This is a genomic window from Kribbella albertanoniae (assembly GCF_004348455.1).
Classification (GTDB): domain Bacteria; phylum Actinomycetota; class Actinomycetes; order Propionibacteriales; family Kribbellaceae; genus Kribbella; species Kribbella albertanoniae.
This window is the reverse complement of sequence record NZ_SMKA01000015.1, coordinates 21,875-44,748: the sequence shown is the minus strand read 5'-3', so window position 1 is coordinate 44,748 and position 22,874 is coordinate 21,875. Positions and strand designations below refer to the sequence as shown.

The following is a 22,874-nucleotide window of genomic DNA, read 5'->3' as shown; positions in this document are numbered from 1 at the left end:
GGCGCGGACTTAAGAGGCGCACCCTAGGGGTAGCGTCGCGACGACCCGCAGTCCACCCGCGGGGGTGCGGGTCGTCGCCAGGGTCCCGCCGAGAGCGGTGGCGCGTTCGCGCATGCCGACGATGCCGTTGCCTTCGGTTGGTGCGCCGGCCAGCGACCGTCCGTTGTCGTCGACCTGGATCACGAGCGACTCCTCGCCGTACTGGATCCGCACGGTCGCAGTGGTCGCTTTGGCATGCCGTACGACGTTTGTCAGCGACTCCTGGATGATGCGGAACGCAGCGCGGTCCAGCCCGGTCGGTAGTGGACGTGACTCACCATGGATCGCGGTGTGCACCTCCAGACCGGCCATGGACGTCCGGCTGACCAGATGGTCGAGCCGATCCAGCCCTGCGACCGGCTGGCGCGGTGCGGACTCATCGGTCTGCCGGAGGATGCCGACAATCGACCGTAGCTCCACCAGTGCTTCCTTGCTGGCGTCCTTGATCGCTGCGAGCGCCGGTGCGGCCTGCTCGGGTTGCCGGTCGGCCAGGTGCAGCGCAGTCGACGCCTGCACGTTGATGAGCGAGATGTGGTGCGCAACCACGTCATGCAACTCCTGCGCGATCCGGAGCCGCTCCTCGCTCGCCTGCCGCAGCTCGGCCTCCCGGCGCGTGCGCTCGGAGGCGGTCACCCGCTCGCGGTGCGCCCGGAACAGCTCCGAGACAGTGCCCAGCAGGACGAAGAAGAAGCCGACCAGCAGGATCTGGTAGACGCCGTCCTCGTTGATGCCGAGCAGCATCCGCCCGCCGACATGGCCGATGTACAGCGCAGCCAGCGCCGACCACCCGACCAGCCGGTGCCCGAGCCGGATGGTCGTGAACACCGCGATGATGAACGGGAAGATCACCGGGCCGTACGGGTACTGCATCAGCATGTAGATGAGCGTGGACACGACCGTTGCCCACAGCACCGGGACCACGTGGGTCCGCAGCCAGTACAGCGACAGCGACCCCTTCAGGATCAGCAGCACCATGAACCAGTCCGCCGGCCGCCGGTCGTACTGGCCGTTGTTCGCTGCCCCGAGCGACCCGACCACACCGAGGACCGACATCACCAGCGGCAGGGCGATTCGCCGTACCTGGGCCCAGCGGTCAGTGCTCACAGTATGGAACCGTACGGCGCGGCGCCCCTCGATGTCATCGTCGCCACGGAGTACATGTGGCTACTCCGGTCGCAGTACTCAGTACTTGACGTCGTAGATCTTCTCTTCGTACTCCTTGCCGTAGTACTTCTCCAGCTCGGCCAGACTGGCGTCCTTACGCTCCAGCGCCTGCGAGATCTCGGCCCGGCTCGGCGCGGCGTCGACGTTCCAGCTCTCCGGCTTCCACAGCTTCGAGCGAAGGAACGACTTCGAGCAGTGGTGGTAGACCTCCTCGATGTCTACCAGGAGGGCAAGTTGCGGCCGGTTCCCTTTGACGATCATCTGGTCGAAGAACGGCGCTTCGCTGACGATCCGGGCCCGCCCGTTGATCCGCAACGTGTCCGTCCGGCCCGGCAGGAAGTAGATCAGCCCGACATGCGGGTTGCTGATGATGTTCTCGAAGCTGTCCACCCGCCGGTTGCCGGCCCGGTCCGGGATCGCGATCGTGGTGTCGTCGAGAACCAGCGTGAACCCGGCCGGATCACCCTTCGGCGACACATCACAGGTGCCGTCGGCCGCGGAGGTGGCCATCAGCACGAACGGCGAGGCGGCAAGCCACTCCCGGTCCAGCGGATGCAGTTCCTTGCGCTCCTTGTCGACCGCTGCGCCGAAGGGCGGTGGGACGATCTCGCGCAGTTCCTCGTACGTCGTGACCTCGACCAGACCGGGGATATCCATCAGGCTCCTCAGGCGACCACGGCCGGACCGTCCACACTGACGGCCCGCGTCCGCGCTGCCCATTTTACGGCGGGACCAGTTCCCATACTGGTCCCAAGGAACAGGGCTCCGACGAGGATCCAGCCGATCGGGCCCCAGCCCAGGACCACCGTGGTCAGCAGCGCCGGACCGAGCATCCTGGCGATCGCAGGACCAGTGCCGAAGAACCCTTGGTACTGCCCCTGCTTGTCGGCCGGCGCCAGCCCGAAGCTGATCTCCCAGGCGCCCGAGGCCAGCTTCATCTCGCCCAGCGTCAGCAGCGCGGCGGCGAGGATGAGCACTCCGGCAGCGACGGCAGGGTGCAGGTCCATCGCGGTGAAGGCGAACACGCCGCAGGCGGCCAGCATCGCGATCCCGGCGTACCGGACCGACTTCGTCGCGGTGCGCAGATCGCGGACCTTACGCGCCACGCGCACCTGGAAGAACGTGACGCCGAGCGTGTTCACGATCATCAGCGAGGCGACCGCCCAGCTCGGCGCATCGGTGCGAGTCACGATCCACAGCGGGCCGATCAGACTGATCAGCGGCATGAACAGCAGCATGATCGAGTTCAGCAGCGCTAGGACGGCGTACGGACGATCCCGCAGTACGGCGAGCCGCGGCTCACCCTGGATCCGGACGGTGACCGCGACCGATGGCACGCGCCTGATCAGCGCGGCGGCGATCAGGAAGCTCACCGCGTCCAGTGCAAAGACGATCAGGTACGCCGCCTCTGTGTCGAACTGCAGCGCGATTCCGCCGAGCAGCGCACCGACCGCCAGCCCACCGTTCACCGTGGCCTGCAGGAATGCGCGGATCCGGGTGCGTTCGGCCGGCGCGATCAGTCCGGCGAGCAGTGCCTGCCGAGCAGCCGTCAGTCCGGTCTGGCTGCAGGCGTAGGCGATCGCGGCCACCAGGAAGAGCGGGAAGCTGCGGACGAACAAGAACGCCGCCACCGAGACCGCCGTACTCAATGCCAGCAGGATGGCGACCATCCGCGGTCCCTTGCGGTCCGCCAGGTTGCCCAGCGGCACGCCGGTCAGGAACCCGACCAGCCAAGCGATCGTCAGCCCCAGCCCGACCTGCGCCTCCGACAGCCCGACCACCCGCGTGAAGAACAGTGCCGACGTGACGACGAACGCACCGTCGCCCACCGAGTTCGCCAGCTGTGCCATCGCCAGATCGCGCGGTGCTCCCGCGGGCGGCAAGAACTTGTTCGTCATCATGTGATGAGCCTATGACCGCAGCGGCCCACGCTACAGATCCACTTTATGGCCAGTTGGGTGGGCCAATTATCCGATGGCAAACTGCCTTGTGGATAACTCGAATCCGGGCTGGGATCCACGGCACCTTCTTGGTATGACCTTCCTTGACCTGGCCCCCGAGTGGGCCGACCAGCCCCTGACCGATCCCACCCTCGCCGCCGACGTCGTCGACCTGATGGTCAGCGACCGCGACCGCCGCAACGGCACCTTCACCGCCATCCTCTGCGGCCCCGACGCCCGCTTCCGAGCCGTAGTAGCCATCGACCTGCCCGAAGAGTTCGCCGAGCAGGACCTACCCCTGGACCCTCCCGGCCTCTGCGCAACAGCCATGCACCCGCTAGTGCTCGCCCTCCGCTCCGAGCCCGGCTCCTGCCTCCTCCTGGCCCTCGGCCGCCCCGGCCCACCCACCTGGCCCGAAGTAGACGACGAATGGTCCACCGCCGCCCACCACCTCTGCCAAGCCGCCCAAGTCCCCCTCCTCGCCTTCTACATAGCCACCCCCGACCACATCTACCAACCCCTACTCGCCAACTCGAACGCCGCCTGACCCATGGAAGACTGAGCCGGGCATCACCAGCTGGAGGATCAATCGATGAGCATCGGATTCGTGGATCACGTCGGGCCGTGGACGATCGAAGACGTCGAAGCGCTCCCGGACGACGGCAATCACACCCGCTACGAAATACTCACCCCGGGCGTCCTGACGGTGACCCCAGCACTGGAGGGATCTGTTCATCAGCGTGCCTCGCGCCGGCTCGCCAACCTGCTGGAGGCGGCAGTCGTGGCAGCCCGGGCTCCCTATGAACTGCTCCCGGTGATCAACGTCGAGATCCCCGGCGGCCGGCTGGCCACCCCGGACCTCTTGCTGATCGACAGCGCCGTCACGGCGACCGACGCTCCGCGCTGCCCCAGCGACTCCGTGCTTCTCGTCGTCGAGATCGTGTCACCTCACACGCAGCCGCAGGACCGGATCATCAAACCCCAGCTCTATGCCGAAGCCGGCATCGACTTCTACTGGCGTCTCGAGCTTGAGAAGCATCCACGCCTGATCGCCTCCAAGCTCAGCAACGGCAAGTACCGCCGGACACTGACAGCTCTTGGGGGAGTGCTCTCCACGATCGAGGAGCCGTACCCGATGCAGCTGGATCCAGCCGCGCTCGCTCGCCAGTAGCAGCCTCAGCGCACGCCGCGGGGGCGGAACTGGATGCTGATCCGGGGCCCGACTCGTCCGCTGGCCTTGGGGATGGCGTGCTCCCAGGTGCGTTGGCAGGAGCCGCCCATCACGATCAGGTCGCCGTGCCCGAGCGGATACCGGACCGCCGAACTCACCGGCCCGCTCGACCCACCCGGCCGCGGCCGTAGCGCGAGCATGCGCGGCTCACCTACCGAAAGGATCGCCACCATCGTGTCCTCGTGATTCCCGCGCCCGATCCGGTCGCCGTGCCAGGCCACGCTGTCCCGGCCGTCGCGGTAGTAGCACAACCCGGCCGTCCGGAACGGCTCGCCCAGCTCCTCGCGGTAGTGGTCGCTCAACGCGTCGCGAGCCTCGTCGAGGATCGGCAGTGGCAGATCCTGGCTCTCCTCGTAGAAGCACAGCAACCGCGGCACATCCACCACGCGGTCGTACATCTGCCGCTTCTCCGCATACCAAGGCACCTCCCGCACAAGCCGCTCGAACACCTGGTCCGCCCCGCGCAACCACCCTGGCAGCACATCGACCCAAGCGCCCTGCCCAAGCTCCGCCCGCGTGATCCCCTCGAGCGATCCCAACCCCGGATCCTCGAACGCATCCAGCAACGAGCCCTGAAGATCAGCACCCATAACCCGCACTCTACCCGAAATTCGAACATCTGTTCCCATCGGGTCCGGTTGATCGCATGGGGGCTGCGTCCGGGCGCGCGTGCGACACGGATGCGACCGCGAGACCCAGGCCTGTGCATCACCGCCATCCGAACCGGCGCCGGCGGGTGGGTCGCTCGGATGCGGCCGAGGATGTGCCACGGTGGCTCGTCCATCAGGCTGTAGTTGCTGCAGGCAACGATGGGGCTGGGTGTGGGCAAGTTGAGTGTGCAACCAGCCCACAAACAGCCCACAGATCTCTTTGTAAATAAGGGTTCTCGGGCTCGGAAACTGTCGGTGGGCATGTCTAAGCTTTGAGGTATGGAGATCTTGGCGATGCCCCCGGTATATACCCAGAGCGGCGGTGAACTGCTGACCCGCCTGGACACACTGGAAGCTGCCGCTGCCTTCATCGCGGCGGATCGGTTGCAGACGATGGCGCGACTGGACGAGATGGGTACCGCTCAAGAACTCGGCGCCCGCGACACCGCCGAACTGGTCTCGGAGCGGTACCGCCTTGACCGCACCGACGTCCGCAAGGACCTCACGTTCGCCGAGCGGCTGCGCAAGTATCCGCTGGTGGCCGCTGCGTTGCCCGATCCTGCGGATCCGTCGAAGCCCGCGGCCGTGTCGATCGACCTCGCCAAGATCATCGTCACCACCCTCGAGAAAGCGCCCGCTTCCGTCTCGGTCGAGACCCTGGCCGTTGCCGAAGAGCAGATGGTCAACGTGGCCCGGGGCAGTAACCCGCGCGAACTCGCCAAGTTCGGGCAGGACGTCCTGGCCCGGCTGGACACCGACGGCCCTGAACCGGCCGAGGACGAAGCGGTCGCGAAGGAGTACCTGCGGCTGCGTCAGACCGACGGTGGAGTGAAGTTCTCCGGGTTCCTGGCCGGTGCCAGCGGTGAACAGTTCCTCACCCAGAACCACCAGTTGTCCAAGCCCCACAAGACCATCGACGGTGAACGCGACCCGCGGACGGCGGACCAGCGGCGCGCTGATGCGTTGAAGGTGACGATGGATGCCGCCGCGGGCAATACCGACTATCCCGGGGTTCCGCACATCACTGTCACGATCGACTTCAACGACCTCAAAGCCGCCATGGCCGCCACCGCCCCAGCCGCCTTCGGTGGTGAAGCGGGAGCCGGTGACGGTACGACGGGCGGTGGTGCGGTTGGTGAGTTGGTGTTCGGCGCGAACCTGTCCGCGGGCGCTGTCCGGCTCCTCGCGTGTGACGCGGCGGTGTTGCCGATTGTGCTCGGCGGTGATTCGCAGCCGTTGGATGTCGGGAGCGAGCAGAGGTTCGTGAACCGGTACATCCGGCGGGCGCTGAACAAGCGGGACAAGGGATGTGTGGTGTGTAAGGCACCGCCGTGGATGTGTCACGCCCATCACGTGATTCATTGGGCCGAGGGAGGCCCGACCAGCCTGCGAAACTTGGCCCTGGTGTGCGCTGTTCATCACCGCGCCGTGCACAACGGTCAATGGGCTATCACGATCACCGCAGAAGGCGTCCAGGTCACCCGCCCTGCTTGGGCCGACCCGTCACCAAACATCGACCGCGCCGCGATCACCGGACTGATCGACTGGGCCACCCCTGCCCGCAACACCAGCAGCGACGGCATCGCCGGCGCGAGCCGCAGCAGCAACGCCAATGCCAGTGCCGGCGGTGGCAGTGGCACCAGCGCCGACAGCCCTGGTGCGGACATGGTCAGCCCCAGCAACGTAAACCCCAGCACCACCGATTCCCGCAGCGCCAGAGCCGCCGCCAGCTGGGCTGCCGCCGCCGCTTGGGCTGCCGCCGCCCGGGCGGATGACAGCAGCGACCCCATTCACGAGCAACCCACCTGGCTCCCCGCAGCCAGCATCCTCCCCGACCCGGAACGAGCCGCACCCCGCGAAGCCTTCCGAGCACGACTGCTCGCTCTCACTCCCGCCGGCTACACCGACCCCTGGGCCACCAACGCCACCCCAACAGCCGGACCATAAACCCCCACCACAGATTCACCGTGCCACCGCCACAGCCGGCCCACCAGGCCGGCCCGCAGGCATGCCCTCCGGGGGACCCGCACCACCACCACGCGAATCACCCAGCCACGGCGCGCATAATCACAGCCCGCGCCAGGATCCGGTCGGTGTGCGTTTGCGGATGGTCACCCGACTTCGGTCATCCTTGCCGCGTTGGGAAGTATGCACGGCGCTGACCTGCGACGATGCTTGTCCGAGCAGGCGAGCTCAGGCCCTCATGAGATCCGGACGGGGCTGTTCCGCCGGACGTGGCTCTGGCCGGTGCGGGCACGACGAGCAGTTGCGTGGAGTGTCGCTGCGTCCGAAGACTTGCAGCACGTGGTCGGCGTGTTTTCGGACGTTGTGATCTGTGGGGCACACCATGACCCCGGTTCATCGGGTGCGGGTGACTGGGGCGGAGCTGTGCCACTGACCAACCCGCTCGCGAGCGGTCCAGCCGCGCCGTGCCGAGCGTGAACCAGGCAGGCCGCACAGAGTTGGTCAGTGGCGGCGGTCCGCCCCGCCCTCACCGGGCCTCCCATCCAGCACGGTGTCTTCGCTCGACGCACCATCACCAGCAGTCCCGTCTCGACTGTGGGGAAATTGTCGCCGGTAAACGATGGAGAGCGGCGCGGAGGCCACACTTGCCACACTCGCCGACCGGTTGCTCGGCTCAGGCACTGACCCAAATGACCGAAGTCAGGTCACAGCCCCAGCCCGGAACCCGGGCGGTGTGCGTTTGCGGATAGTCAGCGCCGCCCGCTGCGCCCCGGCGCCCCATCAATTCAGCGAGCGCGCGGTAGCTACCAGCCGGAGTCGAGGGGAGCCGAGCTCGCTCCGCTCATCGGTTCACCGAAGGGGACCGCATGAGGGGTTGCTCTCCCTCCCAGGGAGCCGATGGAAAGATGGCCGTTGATTCGTTCCATCGTCAACCGGGAGGTTCCGACGTGGCCAGCAAGCTGACGGAGTTGGCGATCGACTGCGCCGACCCTAGCGCCCTGTCCAGCTTCTGGTGCGCGGTGCTGGACTACGAGGTGCAACTGGTCGAGGACGACCTCATCACCATCGGCTCCCCGCCGGTCCCCGAGGGCAGGAACCGACCTGGCCCCGTGCCGCCAACCCTGACCTTCGTCCAGGTCCCCGAAGCCAAGACCGTCAAGAACCGACTCCACCTCGACGTGAATCCCACCGACCGCGACCAAGCCGAAGAAGTCCGCCGTCTGCTCGACCTGGGCGCCCGTCCTGCCGATGTGGGCCAAGGCGGCGACGCGACCTGGGTCGTCCTCGCCGACCCCGAGGGCAACGAGTTCTGCGTTCTCGCCGGCCGTTACCCCTGAGCGTGAGAGGCTCCGGTATGGCGCAGTCGCTGATCCGCAACGTCGACGTCCTGATCGTCCCCGAGGCAGGGGAGTGCCACGTGGCCGAGGCCCAGGACATCCACCTCACCGATTCCGTCATCACCGCCATCGTCCCGACCGGCACACCTCCACCAGCGACGCCCGTCGAGGTGATCGACGGCACCGGGCTGCTCGCCGTACCCGGCCTGATCAACTCGCACACGCACAGCCCGATGGTGATGATGCGCGGCGCGGCCGAGGACCTGTCCATCGACGACTGGTTCAACCAGCGCATCTGGCCGATGGAGGTCAACCTCACCCCCGAGCGCGTCCGCGTCGGCGCGCGCCTGGCCTGTGCCGAGATGCTCCTGGCCGGCGTGACCACCTTCGTCGACCACTACTTCCACGCGGACCAGATCGCGCAGGCCGCCATCGAGACTGGTATCCGCGCCGACCTCGCGCCCACCTACTTCTCCTCGGCCGGGCCCGAAGCAATTGACGCAGCCATCGCCACCACCCGCGAGCTCGCCACCCTCCACCCGCGCATCACGGCGAGCCTCGGCCCGCACGCGACGTACACGGTGTCAGACGACGACCTCCGCCGTACCGCGGACGTCGCCCGCGCCGAGGGCCTCCGCATCCACCTGCACGCCGCCGAGACGGACGACCAAACCCAGGCCTCCCTCGACAAACACGGCGTCACCCCGATCGAGATCCTCGATCGCACCGGCGTCCTCGACGCAGGCGCCCTGATCGCCCACGGCTGCGGCATCCGCGACACGGACCTCCCGATCCTCGCCCGCTACGCCGATCGCACGACCGTCGCCACCTGCCCCAAGGTCTACCTGAAACTTGCCATGGGCAACGGAACCCCCGTCAAGCAGCTCCACTCGATCGGCATCCGTACCGGCATCGGCACCGACGGCGCCGCCGTCCACAACACCCTCGACGTCTGGGAGTCCCTCCGCCTCCTGGCCCTCACCCAGAAACACCAACAAAACAACGCGGAGTGGATGCCCCTCTCCGACACCCTCAGCCTAGCCACCCGCCACAGCGCCGCCGCGGCCAACCAGCCGACCACCCTCGGCGTACTGGAGCCAGGCCGCCAAGCCGACATCACTCTCCTCGACCTGTCGGCGCCCCACAACCAACCCCTCCACGACCCCAGAGCAGCCCTCGTCTACTCCGTCCGAGCCTCCGACGTCCACACAGTCCTGGTAGCCGGCGAAGTAGTAGTCCGCAACCGCCAACTCACCAAGCTCGACCTCGCCGAAGTCCTAGCCGACGCCCGCTCCCTCGCCCACACCCTCGTAGACCTCTCCCAAGGCAGCGCCATCCAGCACTACGCCCCCTGACCCACCGCCACCTCGCCAAATGCCCCCAAGCCCAGTCAGCAAAGGGCTCTCCACCGAGCCGGTACGACGTTGAGCACGGTTCAACCATCCGGCCGGCCGGGAGGTGGTTGATCGGTGCTCAAGGTGTCCCTCGCCCCGCGATCTCGGGTCCCGGGGGTGGTCGGCGCACTATGCGGTAGAAAAACGGCGTATAGACCCGAAAAATCACCGCGTAACGCAAGATCTCGAGCAGCACGTACCTCAGCCACAGCCCGTCAGCCCCAGGCGATGTGGAACCGAGGTCGCCGGGCCTCGCCATCCGGCTCAGCCATCCGCTCGGCGCGCCCTCTGGTTTCAGTCGGCCGCCGCTGTACGTCGCCGGCCGCATGCCTCGCGACCGCAGACACACGCGCGGTCCGATCGCGGGAACCCGGCGGACCGCCAACACTGACCAACCTCGCGAACTCCCACTCCACCACGCTCAAGGCGAGCCGCCGACCGCCCTTCAGGGTGGGTTGGTCAGTGGCTGGAGTCCGCCGGCGCGATGATCCTCCGCCGGACATGCGTGTGCCCCGGCCGCAATCGACCGGGGCACACAGGCGGATCCTTGGGATCAGGTGATCGTCAGGGTCCGGATGGCGCTGTAGGCGAGGGTGTGGTCGCCGTCGCTCGGGAAGTAGACCCGGTAGGCGATCTTCCCCTTGTACGGCGGCTTGATCCCGAACGCGTAAGCGCCGCTTGAGCTCAGCTTCACCGAAGCCGCCGCGGTCCACGTCTTCCCGACCAGCCGCTGCAACTGCACCGACTTGCCGGAGTGCGCCGGGGTCACCACACCACTGAGCTTCGTGGTCGAACCCAGCTTGACCGTCGACGGCGACAGCGTCGACGAGATGGTCGGCGTGACCAGCACCGTGATGTCGTTGGTCCGCGTCCCCATCAGGTCGCCGTTCCCGGCGAACGTCAGCATGTACACCGCCGAGTACCCCGGCTTGAACGTGTAGCTGACCGTCCCCGTCGACGACGACCCCAGCGTCTTCAGCAGCTTGAACGTCGTCCCGTTCGCCGGCCGCGAGTAGATGCTCATCGGCAACGTCGGGTACGCCTTGCCGTCGATCCCCAGCGTGCTGCCCTTGAGCGTGATCGACCCACCGATGTTCAGCTTCGTTGACGTCGTCGAAATTCCCGACTTCATCCCCAGCAACTGCGTACCCTTACCAGCACTCAGCTTCCCACTGCGGTCCTTGACCCAAGCCGAGTACGTGTACGTCGTCGACTGCGGCAGCGCCGTGTTCGCAAAGCTGGACGCAGTACCGGAGTAAACGAGCGTCCCAGTCGTCGGCGTCGGGTACCTACCCCCGGCGTTCCGCCTCACGATGATCTGATCCAGATCCCCGAGCGCCGGAATCTTCCACCCGAGGTTCGCCTTCTGGAACGACCCACTGGCATCAAACGTCTCCAGCGCAGCCGGCACCAGATCAACAGTCGAGAACACACTGCGGAACGGCGCCAGCGCAGTCCCGCCCGTTTCCTGAACGCCGCTCACCTGAATCTGGTACGGCGCGTTGTCCAGCAGCGGAGCTGACGGAGTCAGCACGACCGTCCGGGTGTCCTCGGTGTAAGCCGGTGTCGTCGCAACGACCGCCCCCGTCTTGCCGTTGACCAACCGAACCGTCGCCGCGGTAACTGTCGCCGCGTCAATCGCCCGAGCAAACGTCACCGATGGCTTGGTCGTAACGGCCGCTCCGACTGACAGATCCGCCGGCAGTGCGTCTGACACCGGATACGCAATGCCGGAGGCCGTTCCGCCGTTGCCTTCCGTCGTGACATCGAGCGAGTATGACCGGCTGTCCCGAGAGCCGTTGTCGTTCCGCACAGCGATGTAGGCGACCCCTGCAGGCGCGCTGACCAGTGCGGTCGCGTTCAGCTGTTCCCAGATCGGGTTGCCGTTAGGATCGGTCCGCGTCGGGTACGGCGTTACTGCGCCACCCAGGCGCCGGAGCTCGGAGTCGTACACGTCGACCCTCGGCGCGAAGTTCGACGTCTGGGTCGCTTCGTTGAAGATCGGCCCAGTCAGAGAGAGCTTGATGTTGCGTGCGGCCGACGCTGCGCCCACCTTGTACCAGTCGACGTCGCCCTCGGTCCTGCTTGTGCCCTGCACAGGAGTACCAGTGATTTCGACCGCACGGGCCGGCTGGTCGTTGCCGTCCGCAGGATTAGTCGCGAAGTCGGCTCCCCACTTGCCGCCAAGTGCCCCGTACGCGTCGAGGATACCTGCACCGTAGTACGGGTCGAGGCCACGGGGTCCAGCATCGCGGGCTGTGCTCTTGAGCCGTGCGGCGACCTGCGCCGGCGTGTACGACGGCCACTTGTTCTTCACCATAGCCGCAACGCCCGCCACAAGCGGGGTTGAGCAAGAGGTGCCGGTGCACGACCAGACAGGGTCATCCTGAGGGTCGGTCATCGCAACCACACCAGTGGTCAAGATCCGCCGGCCGGGCGCCGCGATGTCGACCCAGTCGCCGTAGCTGCTGAAGCTGGTCAACGACCCGCCGTTGTCGGTTGCACCGACAGCGATGACCTCCGAGTACGACGCCGGGTAGTGGAGCCGTCCGTCGCCGTCGTTACCGGCCGACGCCACGATGACAACGCCCTTCGCTACGGCACGCTTGATCGCGTCGTGCAGGAGGGTGCCTTCCTCCTCGTCGCTGCCGAAGGACATGTTCACGACCTTCGCGCCATGCGCGACGGCCCAGTCGAGGCCCTTGATGATCTGGCTGTCCGGTCCCTCGCCATGGTTGTTCAGGACCTTGACCGGCATGGCCTTGCCGTTCCATGTGACGCCTGCGGTGCCCTTGCCGTTGTTGGCGGCGGAGGCGATGATGCCGAGCGTCATAGTGCCGTGACCGTGATCATCGTACGGCTTGGTCGGCCGTGTGCTCGAGACGGCGTTGAAGCCCTGCACGAGATGACCGACGAGGTCCGGCTGGGTGACGTCGACGCCGGTGTCCAGGACGGCGACGAGCTGGCTGCCGTTGGTCTTCGACAGGTCCCAGGCCTGTGGCATCCGAATCGTGTTCATGGCATCCGCCTGACCCCAGACGCCACCTGCGTACATCGGGTAGTACAGATCGTTCGGCACAGCAGTGGCGCGGCGGATGTAGTTGAGCGAGGCAAGCTCGACCGTCGGGTCGGCCTTGACCTTCTTCAGCAACTCCGGCGCCGGCACCGAGCCGGTGATCTTGACTGTGGTGTCCGAGACCGAGTCCTCGGTCGTCGTCCGGAACTTCGACAGCACGGCCTTACGCTTGGTGACGCTCGCAGTCGGCTTGAACTTGACGATGACGGCGTTCGGTTCGTACGCCGCCTTGCCAGCAGGTTTGTGCCGGTTCGTGAACTTCGGCTCGAACGGCGTGCGGTCCTCAGCGGCAGAGCCGGAAGAACTGGTCAGCACGACCAGCGAGCTGGCAACGAGAGCCGCAGGGACGGCCGCGCGCAGCAAAAGGGCAGGGCGAAACTTCAAGGGGACCCCCCCAAGGGTCTCAGAGTGACAGTGACCGGAGTATCGCAGCATTTCGGTCCACTCCGCTTTGTGATCCCGATGACAAAACGTGCAATCTGACGTCCAGGGAGGTGTAAGACCCGCCAAACCGGGGAAACCTCGCTCCCCGCTCTGCAACTTCCTGCAGAATCCGTAACGTCTGCACTGCCCTGCGCGATGTACGCACCGATGTCAACAACGAGGAACGACGCGGCCCGCAAGCCCTGGACCATGTGGCTCGAGATCACGCTGATCATTGCTGTGCTGGCTGTCCTGAGGTTCACAGCCACAGCTGTCGATGGCGTGCCGGGGCTACTGCTGGGCTTCTTGGGTGCTGCCCTGCTGATCGCGCTGTACTGGCGCTGCGGCGTATGGGCCGAGCGGGTGGCTCGGCAGAAGAACATCTACCACCCGCAGTACTTCGTTCTCGGCCCGCTCGGACTGGTGATGGCGCTGTGTGCGAAGGACAAGAGCGCGCGGTGAGGTGAGTGTCGCGATCCCGGGGGATGCCCGGGATCGCGACAAGGTCGGCTAGACGGCGGTGAAGTACCAGCGTTGGCAGGAGCCGCCGTGGAAGGGCCAGATGATGACGTCGGCGCCTCGGGCGGCTGAGCAGCCGGCTACGTCCAGGGATTTGCCTGAGCCGGTGCCGATGATCTTGTAGGCGCCGCCGATGATGGGTTCGATGGTCCAGGTCTGGCAGTCGGCATTGACGTCGTCGGAGAGGTCGACGGGGGCGGTGTCGGCGGTGGAGCAGCCGGAGACCTGGAGGGGTTTGTTGGTGTTGCCGTCGACGATTTTGAAGGTGTTGCCGGTGGTGTGGACGATGTGCCATTGCTGGCAGGGGCTGGTCAGGATGCGGTCCCACATGCGGACGTTGGCGCCGTTCTGGGGCTGGCAGTCCTGGACGTCTAGGTCGAAGCCGCCGACCTCGGCCTTGATCCGGTAGACGCCGTCGGTCATGGGTGGCGGGGGATTGCCGGCGACATCGAGGAAGTTGCTGTCGATGTTGATGGTGACGCCACCCCAGGTCTCGTTGTGGTCGCCCTTGTACTGATGCAGGCGCTGGTGGTTCGACCAGAGACCGGCGGGGATGTACTGGCCGCCGTTGGTGTCGGCGGCGCCGTTCCACCAGGCGAACCAGAGGTGGTCGGGCATCAGCCAGCGGCTGTCACCGGCGGAGTTGGCCAGGTCGCGGCCACCGGAACCGGCGCTGCTGTAGACGCCGCTGAGGTAGCCGCGGGCGTGCAGGGTCTCGGTCCAGCCGGAGATGTAAGACATGATCGCGTCGCGGCAGGCGGTGTCACCGGTCGGGTAGGCCTCGATGTCGGAGTAGAGAGCGCTCCCCGGGCCGATCCCGAGCGCGGCGGCCGCGTCGGCCGAGACGTTCGCCGAGCTTGAGCCCTGCGAGCGGGCGGTGGCCAGGTTGAAGGACATCTTCGGGTTCCGGCCGCCACACGGCGCCTGGTAGCCGACGTCGATCGGGATGAACGACCAGCCGTTGGCGGCGTTCGACGCGACCCAGGACGCGGTCAGGTTGGCCTGGGTGCAGGAGCGGGATGCCCCGCTGATGTAGATGCCGACGGCCTTGAACGGCGAGGCCTTCCAAGCGTTCATGGCACCCAGCGACGGTGCCGTGCACTGGTCGAACGCCTGCTGGTTGATCATGGTGCCTGGGGCAACGATCGTGGCCGCGGGCGCCATCGCAGCAGCCTTCGGCCGGACCATCGCTGCCGCGTCGGCCTTGGAGGTGACGCGACCCCGGCCGAGGATTTGCCGGACGGACGCCTCCTCCGAAGCGGAGGCGCCGTGGATCGCGGTCACCAGTACGCCGGCATCCTCGACACCGACCTGGATCTGGTTGTCGGCCGACGGTGCCACGGCGGCCGCCGTACCGGCTGAGGTTGCGACCGCGGCGGCGCGGGGAGCGGCGCCGGAGAGGGGCTCCAGGATCAGGCCCGCGGTGCGGCCGGCCAGGTGGGCCGGGCAGTTCTGCTGGTCGGCGGGCCGGCCGAGATAGACCGCCGGGCGGTCGAAGCGCACACAGGCCGACGGGTCCTTGGACAGGTCGACGACCTGCCACGACTTCGGTACGGCGACCTGGTACCCGTGGTAGCTGATGGACCGTTCGTCTGGGGCGGCCTGGGCCGGTCCGACGACCGTGGCTGCGGTGAGTACCAGCGCGACGCCGGTCAGTAAGGTGAGCGGACGGTACATGAGCACTTCCTCGGGGGCGGAGGGCTGAGTAGTCCCAGTGCACTGCTTCACCGGCACCGAGCTCAAGCCTTTCGACCTAGGTGTTACATCGATGCAGAGGAGCGGGTATGGCGACAAGTCCGGAAGCGGCCGGTTGGCGGCGGGAGCCTTTCACGGGAGCCGGGCAGACCTACGACTGTTTCGAGAAGGGCGAGGGCCCCGGGATCATTGTCATTCCCGAGATTCCCGGTCTGACCCCGGAGGTCCTCGGGTACGCCGAACATCTCGTGAGCGAAGGTTTCACGGTCGTGATCGCCTCACTGTTCGGAACGCCGGGCAAGCCAGAGAGCGCTCTCTACGGGATCCGGACGATCTCTCGGGTCTGCGTGTCGAAGGAGTTCCGGGCGTTCGCGAGCAACGCGGAACGCCCGATCACGCAGTTCCTGAGAGCGATTGCTGCTGATCTCGCGGCCCGGACTCCTGGCCGGGGAGTCGGCGTGGTCGGGATGTGCTTCACCGGCGGGTTCGGACTCGCGACCGCGGTCGACGACGTGGTGCTGGCCCCGGTGCTGGCCCAGCCGTCCGTCCCGCTGCCGCTGACCCCCAAGCTGCGCCGCGATCCGGGCCTGTCGCGCCAGGAACTCGACGTGGTCAAGGAGCGCACCAAGACGGACGGGCTGTGCGTTCTCGGGCTGCGGTTCAGCAAGGACCCGATGGCACCGGCCGATCGGTTCACGACGCTGCGGGCCGAGCTGGGAGATGCCTTCGAGGTCATCGAGCTGGATTCCGGTCCCGGCAACTCCGAGGGCTACGGCAGGTCCGCGCATTCCGTGCTCACCCGCGAGATCAAGGAGAATCCGCCGAACTCGGCCTTCCACGCTCGCGCCCGGACTGTCGAGTTCTTCCGCGAACGCTTGAGCTGACACGCGCCGTCACCGGACCGGCAGGTCTCCATAACGCTGCGTTCGGAAATGTTAAAGCAGCGTTGAGGAATCCCCTGGCTGTGATTGCGCAGCGCAGTGACGGGGAACGGGTAGTGGCCTGGGGCCACCGCCTTCGTTGCGTGCGCAAAGTAGGAAGAGCGTTGCGGTGTGCAAAGGAGGAAGAGCGGTGGGTGACGCCCACCGATTTCCTCTGGTTGAAGCGACGTTGACGTGGGACGATCGGCCCCGGTGCCCATCACGGGTCACTGTTGTGAAGGGCATTACCAGGGGGCGGGCATGGCGCGAGCCAGGCACTTGATGAGTGAGGCTGCATGAACGGGCGGGTAGCACAGGAAAGCCGGGTTCCGGCGGACGAAACCGACGGCAGGACGGACCCGGTCACCGGTAAGAACGGCAAGGACACCAACGGTCACGCGGCGAACGGCAAGGCGAGCGCTGCGAAGGCCGACGTACCGGTTGCTGAGGTACCGGTTGCTGAGGCGCACTGGTCGGAGCGGCCGATCGGGCGGGTGGACGTTCCGCCGTTGGGGGAGTTCACGACGCCGGTCCGGGTCGACGAGATCGCGGTCGCCGCGATGGCGTTGTCCGAGAACCTCGATGCCGCCACCCGCGGAATGCCGGAATCCGTTGCCCTGCGGGAGTTTCGCCGCGAGCTCGACCAGGCGGCGAGCACGTTCCGCACTCTGGCCGGCCGGCTCGAAGCGACCGCCGGAAGCCTCGTCAGGCTCGCTGCGAACGACGGTGAGTCGTGCGGTGTCGGATGGGGAGTCTGCGCTGATCACGGCCTCACCCTGATGAACGTCGGTGAGACCGTCAGCTGCCACATTCTCGGCTGCAACCAGCCGAACGAGGGCGCAGTCGAGCGTTGTGAGCATCCGGTCGCCTACCGAGTCGTCGACGCCGCGGGCCCGGCGCTGCTCACCTGCGCCGGGCACGCGATCGCCTGCCGTCTCTACCTCGAGAATCCAGTCATCACCGCGGCCGGCGACAGCCTCGAACTGTTCTAAGTGATCCGCACCGACGTCAAGTGATCGTTGGCGTTCGGGGACAGCGTCGTGAAGTTCGGCGTATCGGCGGTCCGGACCCAGGTCTGGCCGCCGAAGTTGTCCTCGGCATAGATCGTGACCGTCCAGCCCGCGGGGACGCGAACCGATGAGGCCCAGTTGTCCTGCACCCCGGCGGCCACCAGTTGCGCCCGGGTGTAGTTGCCCTTAGCAAGGACTGCGCCGGCGGCGCCGAGATAGTCCACATGCTCGTAGAAGATCACGCCGCTTCCGCCCTGGGCGGGCCACGGCACCGTCGGCCGGGTCGGCGTCAACGGTGCCTGGCCTTTGAACATCCGCCCGCCGTCGTTCGTCAACCGCAGGTAGTAGTCCGACGTGCACGCCGTACCGTCCTCGTCGAGTGCCCGGATCCCAGACCCAGAAGGGATCCAGGCCGCGCTCTCCGCGGTCTTCGCGATCTGGTTGCCCTCGTTGTACTCGTCGAACATCGAGATGTAGAGGCCCTGTACGCCGACGCGCTTGAGGTTGTAGAACTGCCGCCACATCAGATCGCCGTGCCGCCGGTGCCCCGACGACAGATCGCCCGGGATCACACACGGCTGATAGTCGATCCCGTGCGCGTTGCAGTCGGCCTGGTCCTGCTGATTCACGTTGTTGTAGTAGTGATCCGCGCCCGCCACGTCCTGGATCCGGCCGACCATCCACGGCGACAACATGTTGAACGCGTGGTACACGTCGAGATACCCGGCCCGCGAGTCCTCGACTCCGCGCCGCCAGTGCGTCGGTACGCCGCCGATCACGTAGCAGCCCTGGCCCTTGAACCAGTTCACGACATCGAGGCAGACCGAGGCTGGCCAGGCCTTGTTGGCCTCGTTGAACCCGAAGCCCCAGATGCACACAACCGGCTTGCCGTTCTGGAAGGCGTAGGCCGACGATGCCGTGTACGCGCGCATCTTGTTGATCCAGTCGGTCTTCATTTCCGACTGCATGTTCGCCCAGTTGGTCGCGTCGTACATGATGTAGAACTTGCGCCCGTACTGTTCCGCGGCCTGACGGACCTTCACCGCCATCGCGTCCCGGGTCGGTCCTTCACCGCCGGTCGGGTTGAACCGCTGCAGCGCGGCCGTGTCGCAGCCGTTCTGCTGCATCCACAGGAAGTGTGTGTTCACGGTCTGCTGGTCGTACGACGAGAACAGCCGCGCGGCCTGTCCGTTCCCGAGATTCGAGTACGCCGTCTGGTACGTCGCGCTGTAGTCGCGCATGTCCGGCCAGCTGACGATGGCGGTGTTGCTGGGGGAGGGCGGCTGGCCCCAGTTCTGGCTCCAGTGCCACCAGCCGTTGATCGGTGCACCGTCGCCGGGGCAGGCGAACCAGCCCTGGTAGCCGACGGTCACTTTCCCGACGACGTCACCAGGCGGACTGGCGGCATAACTGAACTGTGGAAGGGATCCCGCTGCGGTAGCCGCGGCAGCGGAAGCGAGCAGGGTACGACGAGAAAGCTTCATGGGCGGTCTCCTGGGAGGAGGAGCGTGCAAATTGTGAACAGAGTGTTGTAAGAAATCGATCGTGACAACCCCTTGACGCGAAACTGTCCGAAACTTAGTTTGTTGGCTCAACAGACAAAGTCTGTGATCGGGCTCACAGGGCAGAGGGTTGGGGGTGGGGCGGATGACATTGACCGATGGACGCCGTCCCGGAGATCGCGCGGTCGCGGCCGATCACGTCTCGCTGCGCCGCAACAACCTCTCGGTCGTCCTGCGCCACGTCCGCGAATCGGGCCCGAAGTCCCGAGCCCGGATCGCCGCCGACACCGGCCTGAACAAGGCGACCGTGAGCAGCCTGGTCGCCGAGCTCGTCGAGCGCGGCCTGCTCCGCGAAGGCTCTGCCGACTCCACCCGCGCACTCGGTCGCCCCGGCCAGCTGGTCGAGCTCGACGGCAGCGGCGTCTGCGGCGTCGGCGCCGAGATCAATGTCGACTATCTCGCGGTCACCGCACTCGATCTCTCCGGAGAAACCGTTCTCGAGCGTCGCGTTCCCGTGGACGTCGCTCACCTGGACCCCGGTACGACGCTCGACCGGCTGGCCGAGCTGATCCGGGAAACCCTGGTCGCGGTGGAAGCGCGGTCCGGCCAGCTCGCCGGTGTCACCCTGGCCGTCCCGGGTCTGGTCCGCAGCGACACCGGCGCTCTCAGCCTCGCTCCGAACCTGGGATGGGGCGAGCTGGAGGTTGCAGCCGAAATGCGCGAGCGTCTCGGCGGCCGGTCGTATCCGCTGCTGATCGACAACGAAGCGAATCTCGCAGCCCTCGCGGCGTACTCGGAGTTGCGCAAGGATGGACCGGTGCAGGATCTCGTACTCCTGACCGGAGCGTTCGGCGTCGGTGGCGGCGTCGTGTCCAACGGGCACCTGCTGCGTGGCGGCAGCGGTTTCAGCGGTGAGGTCGGGCACATGCCGGTCGCTCCGTCCGGCCGGATCTGCGGCTGCGGCCGGACCGGCTGCTGGGAGACCGTGGTCGGCCTCAGCGCGTTGTTGCACAAGGCAACAGATCCCGACGACCCGGTGCGGAACCCGACGCTCGATGTCGAGCAGCGGCTGGCCGTGATCACCCAGCGCGCCCAGGACGGCGACGCGCGCACGCTGGCCGCGCTGGAGGACGTCGGCGCCTGGCTGGGGATCGGGGGAGCGATCCTGGTGAACATCCTGAACCCGGACGTCCTCGTGCTCGGCGGATACTTCGCGGTCCTCGGACCTTGGCTCAAGCAGCCGCTGGAACAGGCTCTCCGCGATCGGGTGATCGCGCCGGACGGCGGCGGGTGCCGCGTGGTCCGCTCCGAGCTCGGTTTCGCCGCCGCCGTCCGCGGCGGCGCCCAGATCGCCCTCGACCAGGTCTTCGTCGACCCCACCACGATCGGCCGCACGGAACAAGGAGTCGCCCCATGACCCCATCCACCCCACCGGCCCCGGCCGGCCGGGAGAGCGGAGCTGTGCTCACAGAGAGCGCTCTCCTCACCATGACCGGGATCGTCAAGGAGTTCCCGGGTGTCCGGGCCCTGGACGGGGTCGATCTGGACGTCCGCGCGGGGGAGGTGCACTGCCTGCTCGGCCAGAACGGCGCGGGCAAGTCCACGTTGATCCGGGTGCTGACCGGGGCGCACCAGCCCGATGCCGGCACGATCCGGATCAACGGCGACGAGGTTCAGCTGAACACCCCGACGGCCGCGATCCAGCGCGGGATCGCGGCGATCTACCAGGAGCTCGACCTCGTTCCCGGTCTGTCGGTGGCCGAGAACATCTTTCTCGGCCATGAGCCGGCCCGCTTCGGGTTCAGCCGCCGGCACGAGGCTGCGGCCCGCGCTCGGGAGATCCTGCGGGGTCTCGGGCACGGCGAGATCCCGGTACGGCGTGAGGTCGGCTCTCTCCCGGCCGCGGGCCAGCAGGTCGTGAGCATGGCGAGAGCGCTCTCTCGGGATGCACGCCTGATCGTGATGGACGAGCCCTCCGCCGTACTGGATCCCGAAGAGGTCGCGAACCTGTTCCGCGTGATCCGCGGTCTCACGGCGCAGGGAGTGGCGGTCGTCTACATCTCGCACCGGCTCGAGGAGATCCGCGAGATCGGTGATCGCGTCACCGTTCTCAAGGACGGCGCGACCGTCGCCACCGGCCTCGACGCACGCGAGACACCGACCAAGGAGCTGATCCGGCTGATGACCGGACGCTCGATCGAATACGTCTTCCCGCCCCGCGCCGAGATCCTGACCACCGCCCCGGTCGTTCTCGAGGTCACCGATCTCTCCCGCCCGGGAGAGTTCGCCGGGATCAGCTTCAGCGTCCGCGCCGGTGAGATCCTCGGTTTCGCGGGCCTCGTCGGCTCCGGCCGTTCCGAAGTCCTCGAGACCGTGTACGGCGCTCGCAAGCCCGCGACCGGATCGGTCCGCGTCGACGGTACGGCGTTACGCCCCGGCTGGGTGCAGTCCGCAGTGAAGGCCGGTGTCGGACTGGCACCGGAGGAGCGCAAGAGTCAGGCGCTGCTGCTGGACGAGGCCGTCTACAAGAACATCACCGTGTCGTCCATGCAGCGCTTCGCGAGCGGCGGGTTCCTGAACAACCACGCCGAGCGCGCGGCCGCCGTACAGCTCGCAGAGTCTCTCGACGTCCGCCCGCCTGGCGTCGATCAGCCGGTGCGCAACCTGTCCGGCGGCAACCAGCAGAAGGTCGTGCTGGCTCGCTGGCTGCTCCGGGACTGCCGGGTGCTGCTGCTCGACGAACCCACCCGCGGCGTCGATGTCGGCGCCCGCTCCGAGATCTACGCCCTGGTCCGCAAGCTGGCCGCCAGTGGCGTTGCGATCGTGCTGGTCTCCAGCGAGGTCGAAGAAGTGCTCGGTCTGGCCGACCGGGTCGTCGTACTGCGGGAGGGGCGTGCCGTCCACACGGGGCCCGCGCAAGAGATTGACGAACACCAGGTCCTCGATTTGGTGATGGAGGGAAGTTCAGTGTGAGTGAGGCACCTTCGGACACAACAGCATCGACTCAGGCGACGGTCGCCCCGCCGACAGCGCAGAGAGCCGGCGGTCTACTGAGCACTGGAGCCGGCCGGAACCTCGGACTGGTGTTGGCGCTGGTCGTGCTCTGCATCGTCGGAGTGGCGACATCGGGCGACACCTTCGCGACCGGGCCCAACGTGCTGACGATCCTGCGGGCGGCCGCGACGATCGGTGTGGTCAGCATCGGGATGACGTTCGTGATCACCGGTGGCGGTATCGACTTGTCGGTCGGGGCGATGGTTGCTCTGTCCTCGGTGTGGGCGACCACCCTGGCCACCCAGCAGCTGGCGACGGACTATCACTGGATCTTCATGGTCTCCACGGCCCTCCTGGTGGGCGGCGCGTGTGGACTGGTGAACGGCCTGTTGATTGCCTACGGCAAGATCGTGCCGTTCATCGCGACGCTGGCGATGCTGGCGGCCGCGCGAGGTCTGGCCGAGATCATCTCCGACCGCAGGACCCAGATCGTCAACAACAGATCGTTCGTGGATCTCTTCGGTGGCTCGCTGATCGGCGTACCGACGCTGGTGTGGATCTTCGTGCTGGTCGCCGCGGCCGGCTGGGTGGTCCTCAACCGCACCACGTTCGGCCGCCGTACCTTCGCTGTCGGCGGCAACACCGAAGCCGCTCGCCTGGCCGGCATCAAGGTCCAGCGGCACACGGTGGCGCTGTACGTGCTGGCCGGCCTGTGCTGCGGGATCGCCGCGGTGATGCTGATGGCCCGCACGACCACGGGGAGCTCGACCCACGGTCAGCTGTACGAACTCGACGCGATCGCTGCGGTGGTGATCGGCGGCACGCTGCTGTCCGGTGGCCGCGGCACGATCGTCGGCACGGTGTTCGGCGTCCTGATCTTCACCACTCTCAACAACGTCTTCACCCTCAACAACCTCAGCTTCTCCGCGCAGTCGGTGGCGAAGGGCGTGATCATCGTGATCGCGGTTCTTCTCCAGCAGCGCCTCGCCAGACGCACCACCAGTTCATAGCCAAG

The 22,874-nt window shown here is 67.0% G+C and carries 18 protein-coding genes; 11 read left to right on the top strand and 7 right to left on the bottom strand.

The window, feature by feature from the left end:
* Positions 1-9: 9 nt before the first annotated feature.
* From E1261_RS06445 to E1261_RS06435, 3 genes are all read right to left on the bottom strand, one after another.
* On the bottom strand, positions 10-1,143 hold the full coding sequence (locus E1261_RS06445) for a sensor histidine kinase (RefSeq protein ID WP_238176041.1): 1,134 nt from the start codon (positions 1,141-1,143) through the stop codon (positions 10-12).
* 78 nt (positions 1,144-1,221) lie between these two features.
* Positions 1,222-1,860: a pyridoxamine 5'-phosphate oxidase family protein gene (locus tag E1261_RS06440; protein WP_132403361.1), complete on the bottom strand. Its 639-nt coding sequence runs from the start codon at positions 1,858-1,860 to the stop codon at positions 1,222-1,224.
* Positions 1,861-1,868: 8 nt separating this feature from the next.
* Entirely contained in the window at positions 1,869-3,104 is a 1,236-nt protein-coding gene (locus tag E1261_RS06435) for an MFS transporter (RefSeq protein ID WP_202874362.1), read from the bottom strand.
* A 133-nt stretch (positions 3,105-3,237) separates the two neighbouring features.
* On the opposite strand from E1261_RS06435, the gene E1261_RS06430 reads away from it, so the two are divergent.
* Both E1261_RS06430 and E1261_RS06425 read left to right on the top strand, forming a co-directional pair.
* On the top strand, positions 3,238-3,690 hold the full coding sequence (locus tag E1261_RS06430; RefSeq protein ID WP_132403358.1) for a hypothetical protein: 453 nt from the start codon (positions 3,238-3,240) through the stop codon (positions 3,688-3,690).
* Between the two features lie 45 nt (positions 3,691-3,735).
* Positions 3,736-4,314, top strand: coding sequence for a Uma2 family endonuclease (locus E1261_RS06425; RefSeq protein WP_132403355.1), 579 nt, complete (start codon positions 3,736-3,738; stop codon positions 4,312-4,314).
* A gap of 5 nt (positions 4,315-4,319) precedes the next feature.
* On the opposite strand, the gene E1261_RS06420 is transcribed toward E1261_RS06425, so the two are convergent.
* Positions 4,320-4,964: an alpha-ketoglutarate-dependent dioxygenase AlkB gene (locus E1261_RS06420; RefSeq protein WP_132403352.1), complete on the bottom strand. Its 645-nt coding sequence runs from the start codon at positions 4,962-4,964 to the stop codon at positions 4,320-4,322.
* Positions 4,965-5,303: 339 nt separating this feature from the next.
* Between E1261_RS06420 and E1261_RS06415 the strand changes: the two genes are divergently transcribed.
* From E1261_RS06415 to E1261_RS06405, 3 genes are all read left to right on the top strand, one after another.
* Positions 5,304-6,971: an HNH endonuclease signature motif containing protein gene (locus E1261_RS06415; RefSeq protein ID WP_132403349.1), complete on the top strand. Its 1,668-nt coding sequence runs from the start codon at positions 5,304-5,306 to the stop codon at positions 6,969-6,971.
* A gap of 965 nt (positions 6,972-7,936) precedes the next feature.
* Positions 7,937-8,326, top strand: a complete 390-nt coding sequence (locus E1261_RS06410) for a VOC family protein (RefSeq protein ID WP_132403346.1) — start codon at positions 7,937-7,939, stop codon at positions 8,324-8,326.
* A gap of 17 nt (positions 8,327-8,343) precedes the next feature.
* On the top strand, positions 8,344-9,681 hold the full coding sequence (locus tag E1261_RS06405) for an amidohydrolase (protein ID WP_132403343.1): 1,338 nt from the start codon (positions 8,344-8,346) through the stop codon (positions 9,679-9,681).
* 592 nt (positions 9,682-10,273) lie between these two features.
* Here the strand turns inward: E1261_RS06405 and E1261_RS06400 are convergent.
* The gene (locus E1261_RS06400) at positions 10,274-13,180 is read right to left on the bottom strand and encodes a S8 family serine peptidase (RefSeq protein ID WP_238176040.1); all 2,907 of its coding nucleotides are present in this window, start codon (positions 13,178-13,180) and stop codon (positions 10,274-10,276) included.
* Positions 13,181-13,387: 207 nt separating this feature from the next.
* Between E1261_RS06400 and E1261_RS06395 the strand changes: the two genes are divergently transcribed.
* A complete protein-coding gene (locus tag E1261_RS06395) occupies positions 13,388-13,681 on the top strand; it encodes a hypothetical protein (protein WP_132403337.1) in 294 nt (97 codons plus the stop codon).
* Positions 13,682-13,729: 48 nt separating this feature from the next.
* Here the strand turns inward: E1261_RS06395 and E1261_RS06390 are convergent, their stop codons facing one another.
* Positions 13,730-15,415, bottom strand: a complete 1,686-nt coding sequence (locus E1261_RS06390) for a glycoside hydrolase domain-containing protein (RefSeq protein ID WP_132403334.1) — start codon at positions 15,413-15,415, stop codon at positions 13,730-13,732.
* Between the two features lie 107 nt (positions 15,416-15,522).
* Between E1261_RS06390 and E1261_RS06385 the strand changes: the two genes are divergently transcribed.
* Both E1261_RS06385 and E1261_RS06380 read left to right on the top strand, forming a co-directional pair.
* Positions 15,523-16,317: a dienelactone hydrolase family protein gene (locus E1261_RS06385; protein ID WP_132403331.1), complete on the top strand. Its 795-nt coding sequence runs from the start codon at positions 15,523-15,525 to the stop codon at positions 16,315-16,317.
* Positions 16,318-16,649: 332 nt separating this feature from the next.
* Complete coding sequence (locus tag E1261_RS06380) at positions 16,650-17,345, top strand: hypothetical protein (protein WP_132403328.1); 696 nt, start codon at positions 16,650-16,652, stop codon at positions 17,343-17,345.
* On the opposite strand, the gene E1261_RS06375 is transcribed toward E1261_RS06380, so the two are convergent.
* A complete protein-coding gene (locus E1261_RS06375) occupies positions 17,342-18,847 on the bottom strand; it encodes a glycoside hydrolase family 99 protein (RefSeq protein WP_132403325.1) in 1,506 nt (501 codons plus the stop codon). The two genes, E1261_RS06380 and E1261_RS06375, sit on opposite strands and share 4 nt — an antisense overlap.
* A 163-nt stretch (positions 18,848-19,010) precedes the next feature.
* Between E1261_RS06375 and E1261_RS06370 the strand changes: the two genes are divergently transcribed.
* Genes E1261_RS06370 through E1261_RS06360 form a run of 3 tightly spaced genes read left to right on the top strand, consistent with a single transcriptional unit; the run spans position 19,011 to position 22,869 of the window.
* Complete coding sequence (locus E1261_RS06370; RefSeq protein ID WP_132403322.1) at positions 19,011-20,282, top strand: ROK family transcriptional regulator; 1,272 nt, start codon at positions 19,011-19,013, stop codon at positions 20,280-20,282.
* Entirely contained in the window at positions 20,279-21,838 is a 1,560-nt protein-coding gene (locus E1261_RS06365) for a sugar ABC transporter ATP-binding protein (RefSeq protein WP_132403319.1), read from the top strand. The genes E1261_RS06370 and E1261_RS06365 overlap by 4 nt, the downstream gene beginning before the upstream one ends.
* Positions 21,835-22,869, top strand: coding sequence for an ABC transporter permease (locus tag E1261_RS06360; RefSeq protein WP_132403316.1), 1,035 nt, complete (start codon positions 21,835-21,837; stop codon positions 22,867-22,869). Before E1261_RS06365 ends, E1261_RS06360 begins: the two co-directional genes overlap by 4 nt.
* Positions 22,870-22,874 lie beyond the last annotated feature (5 nt).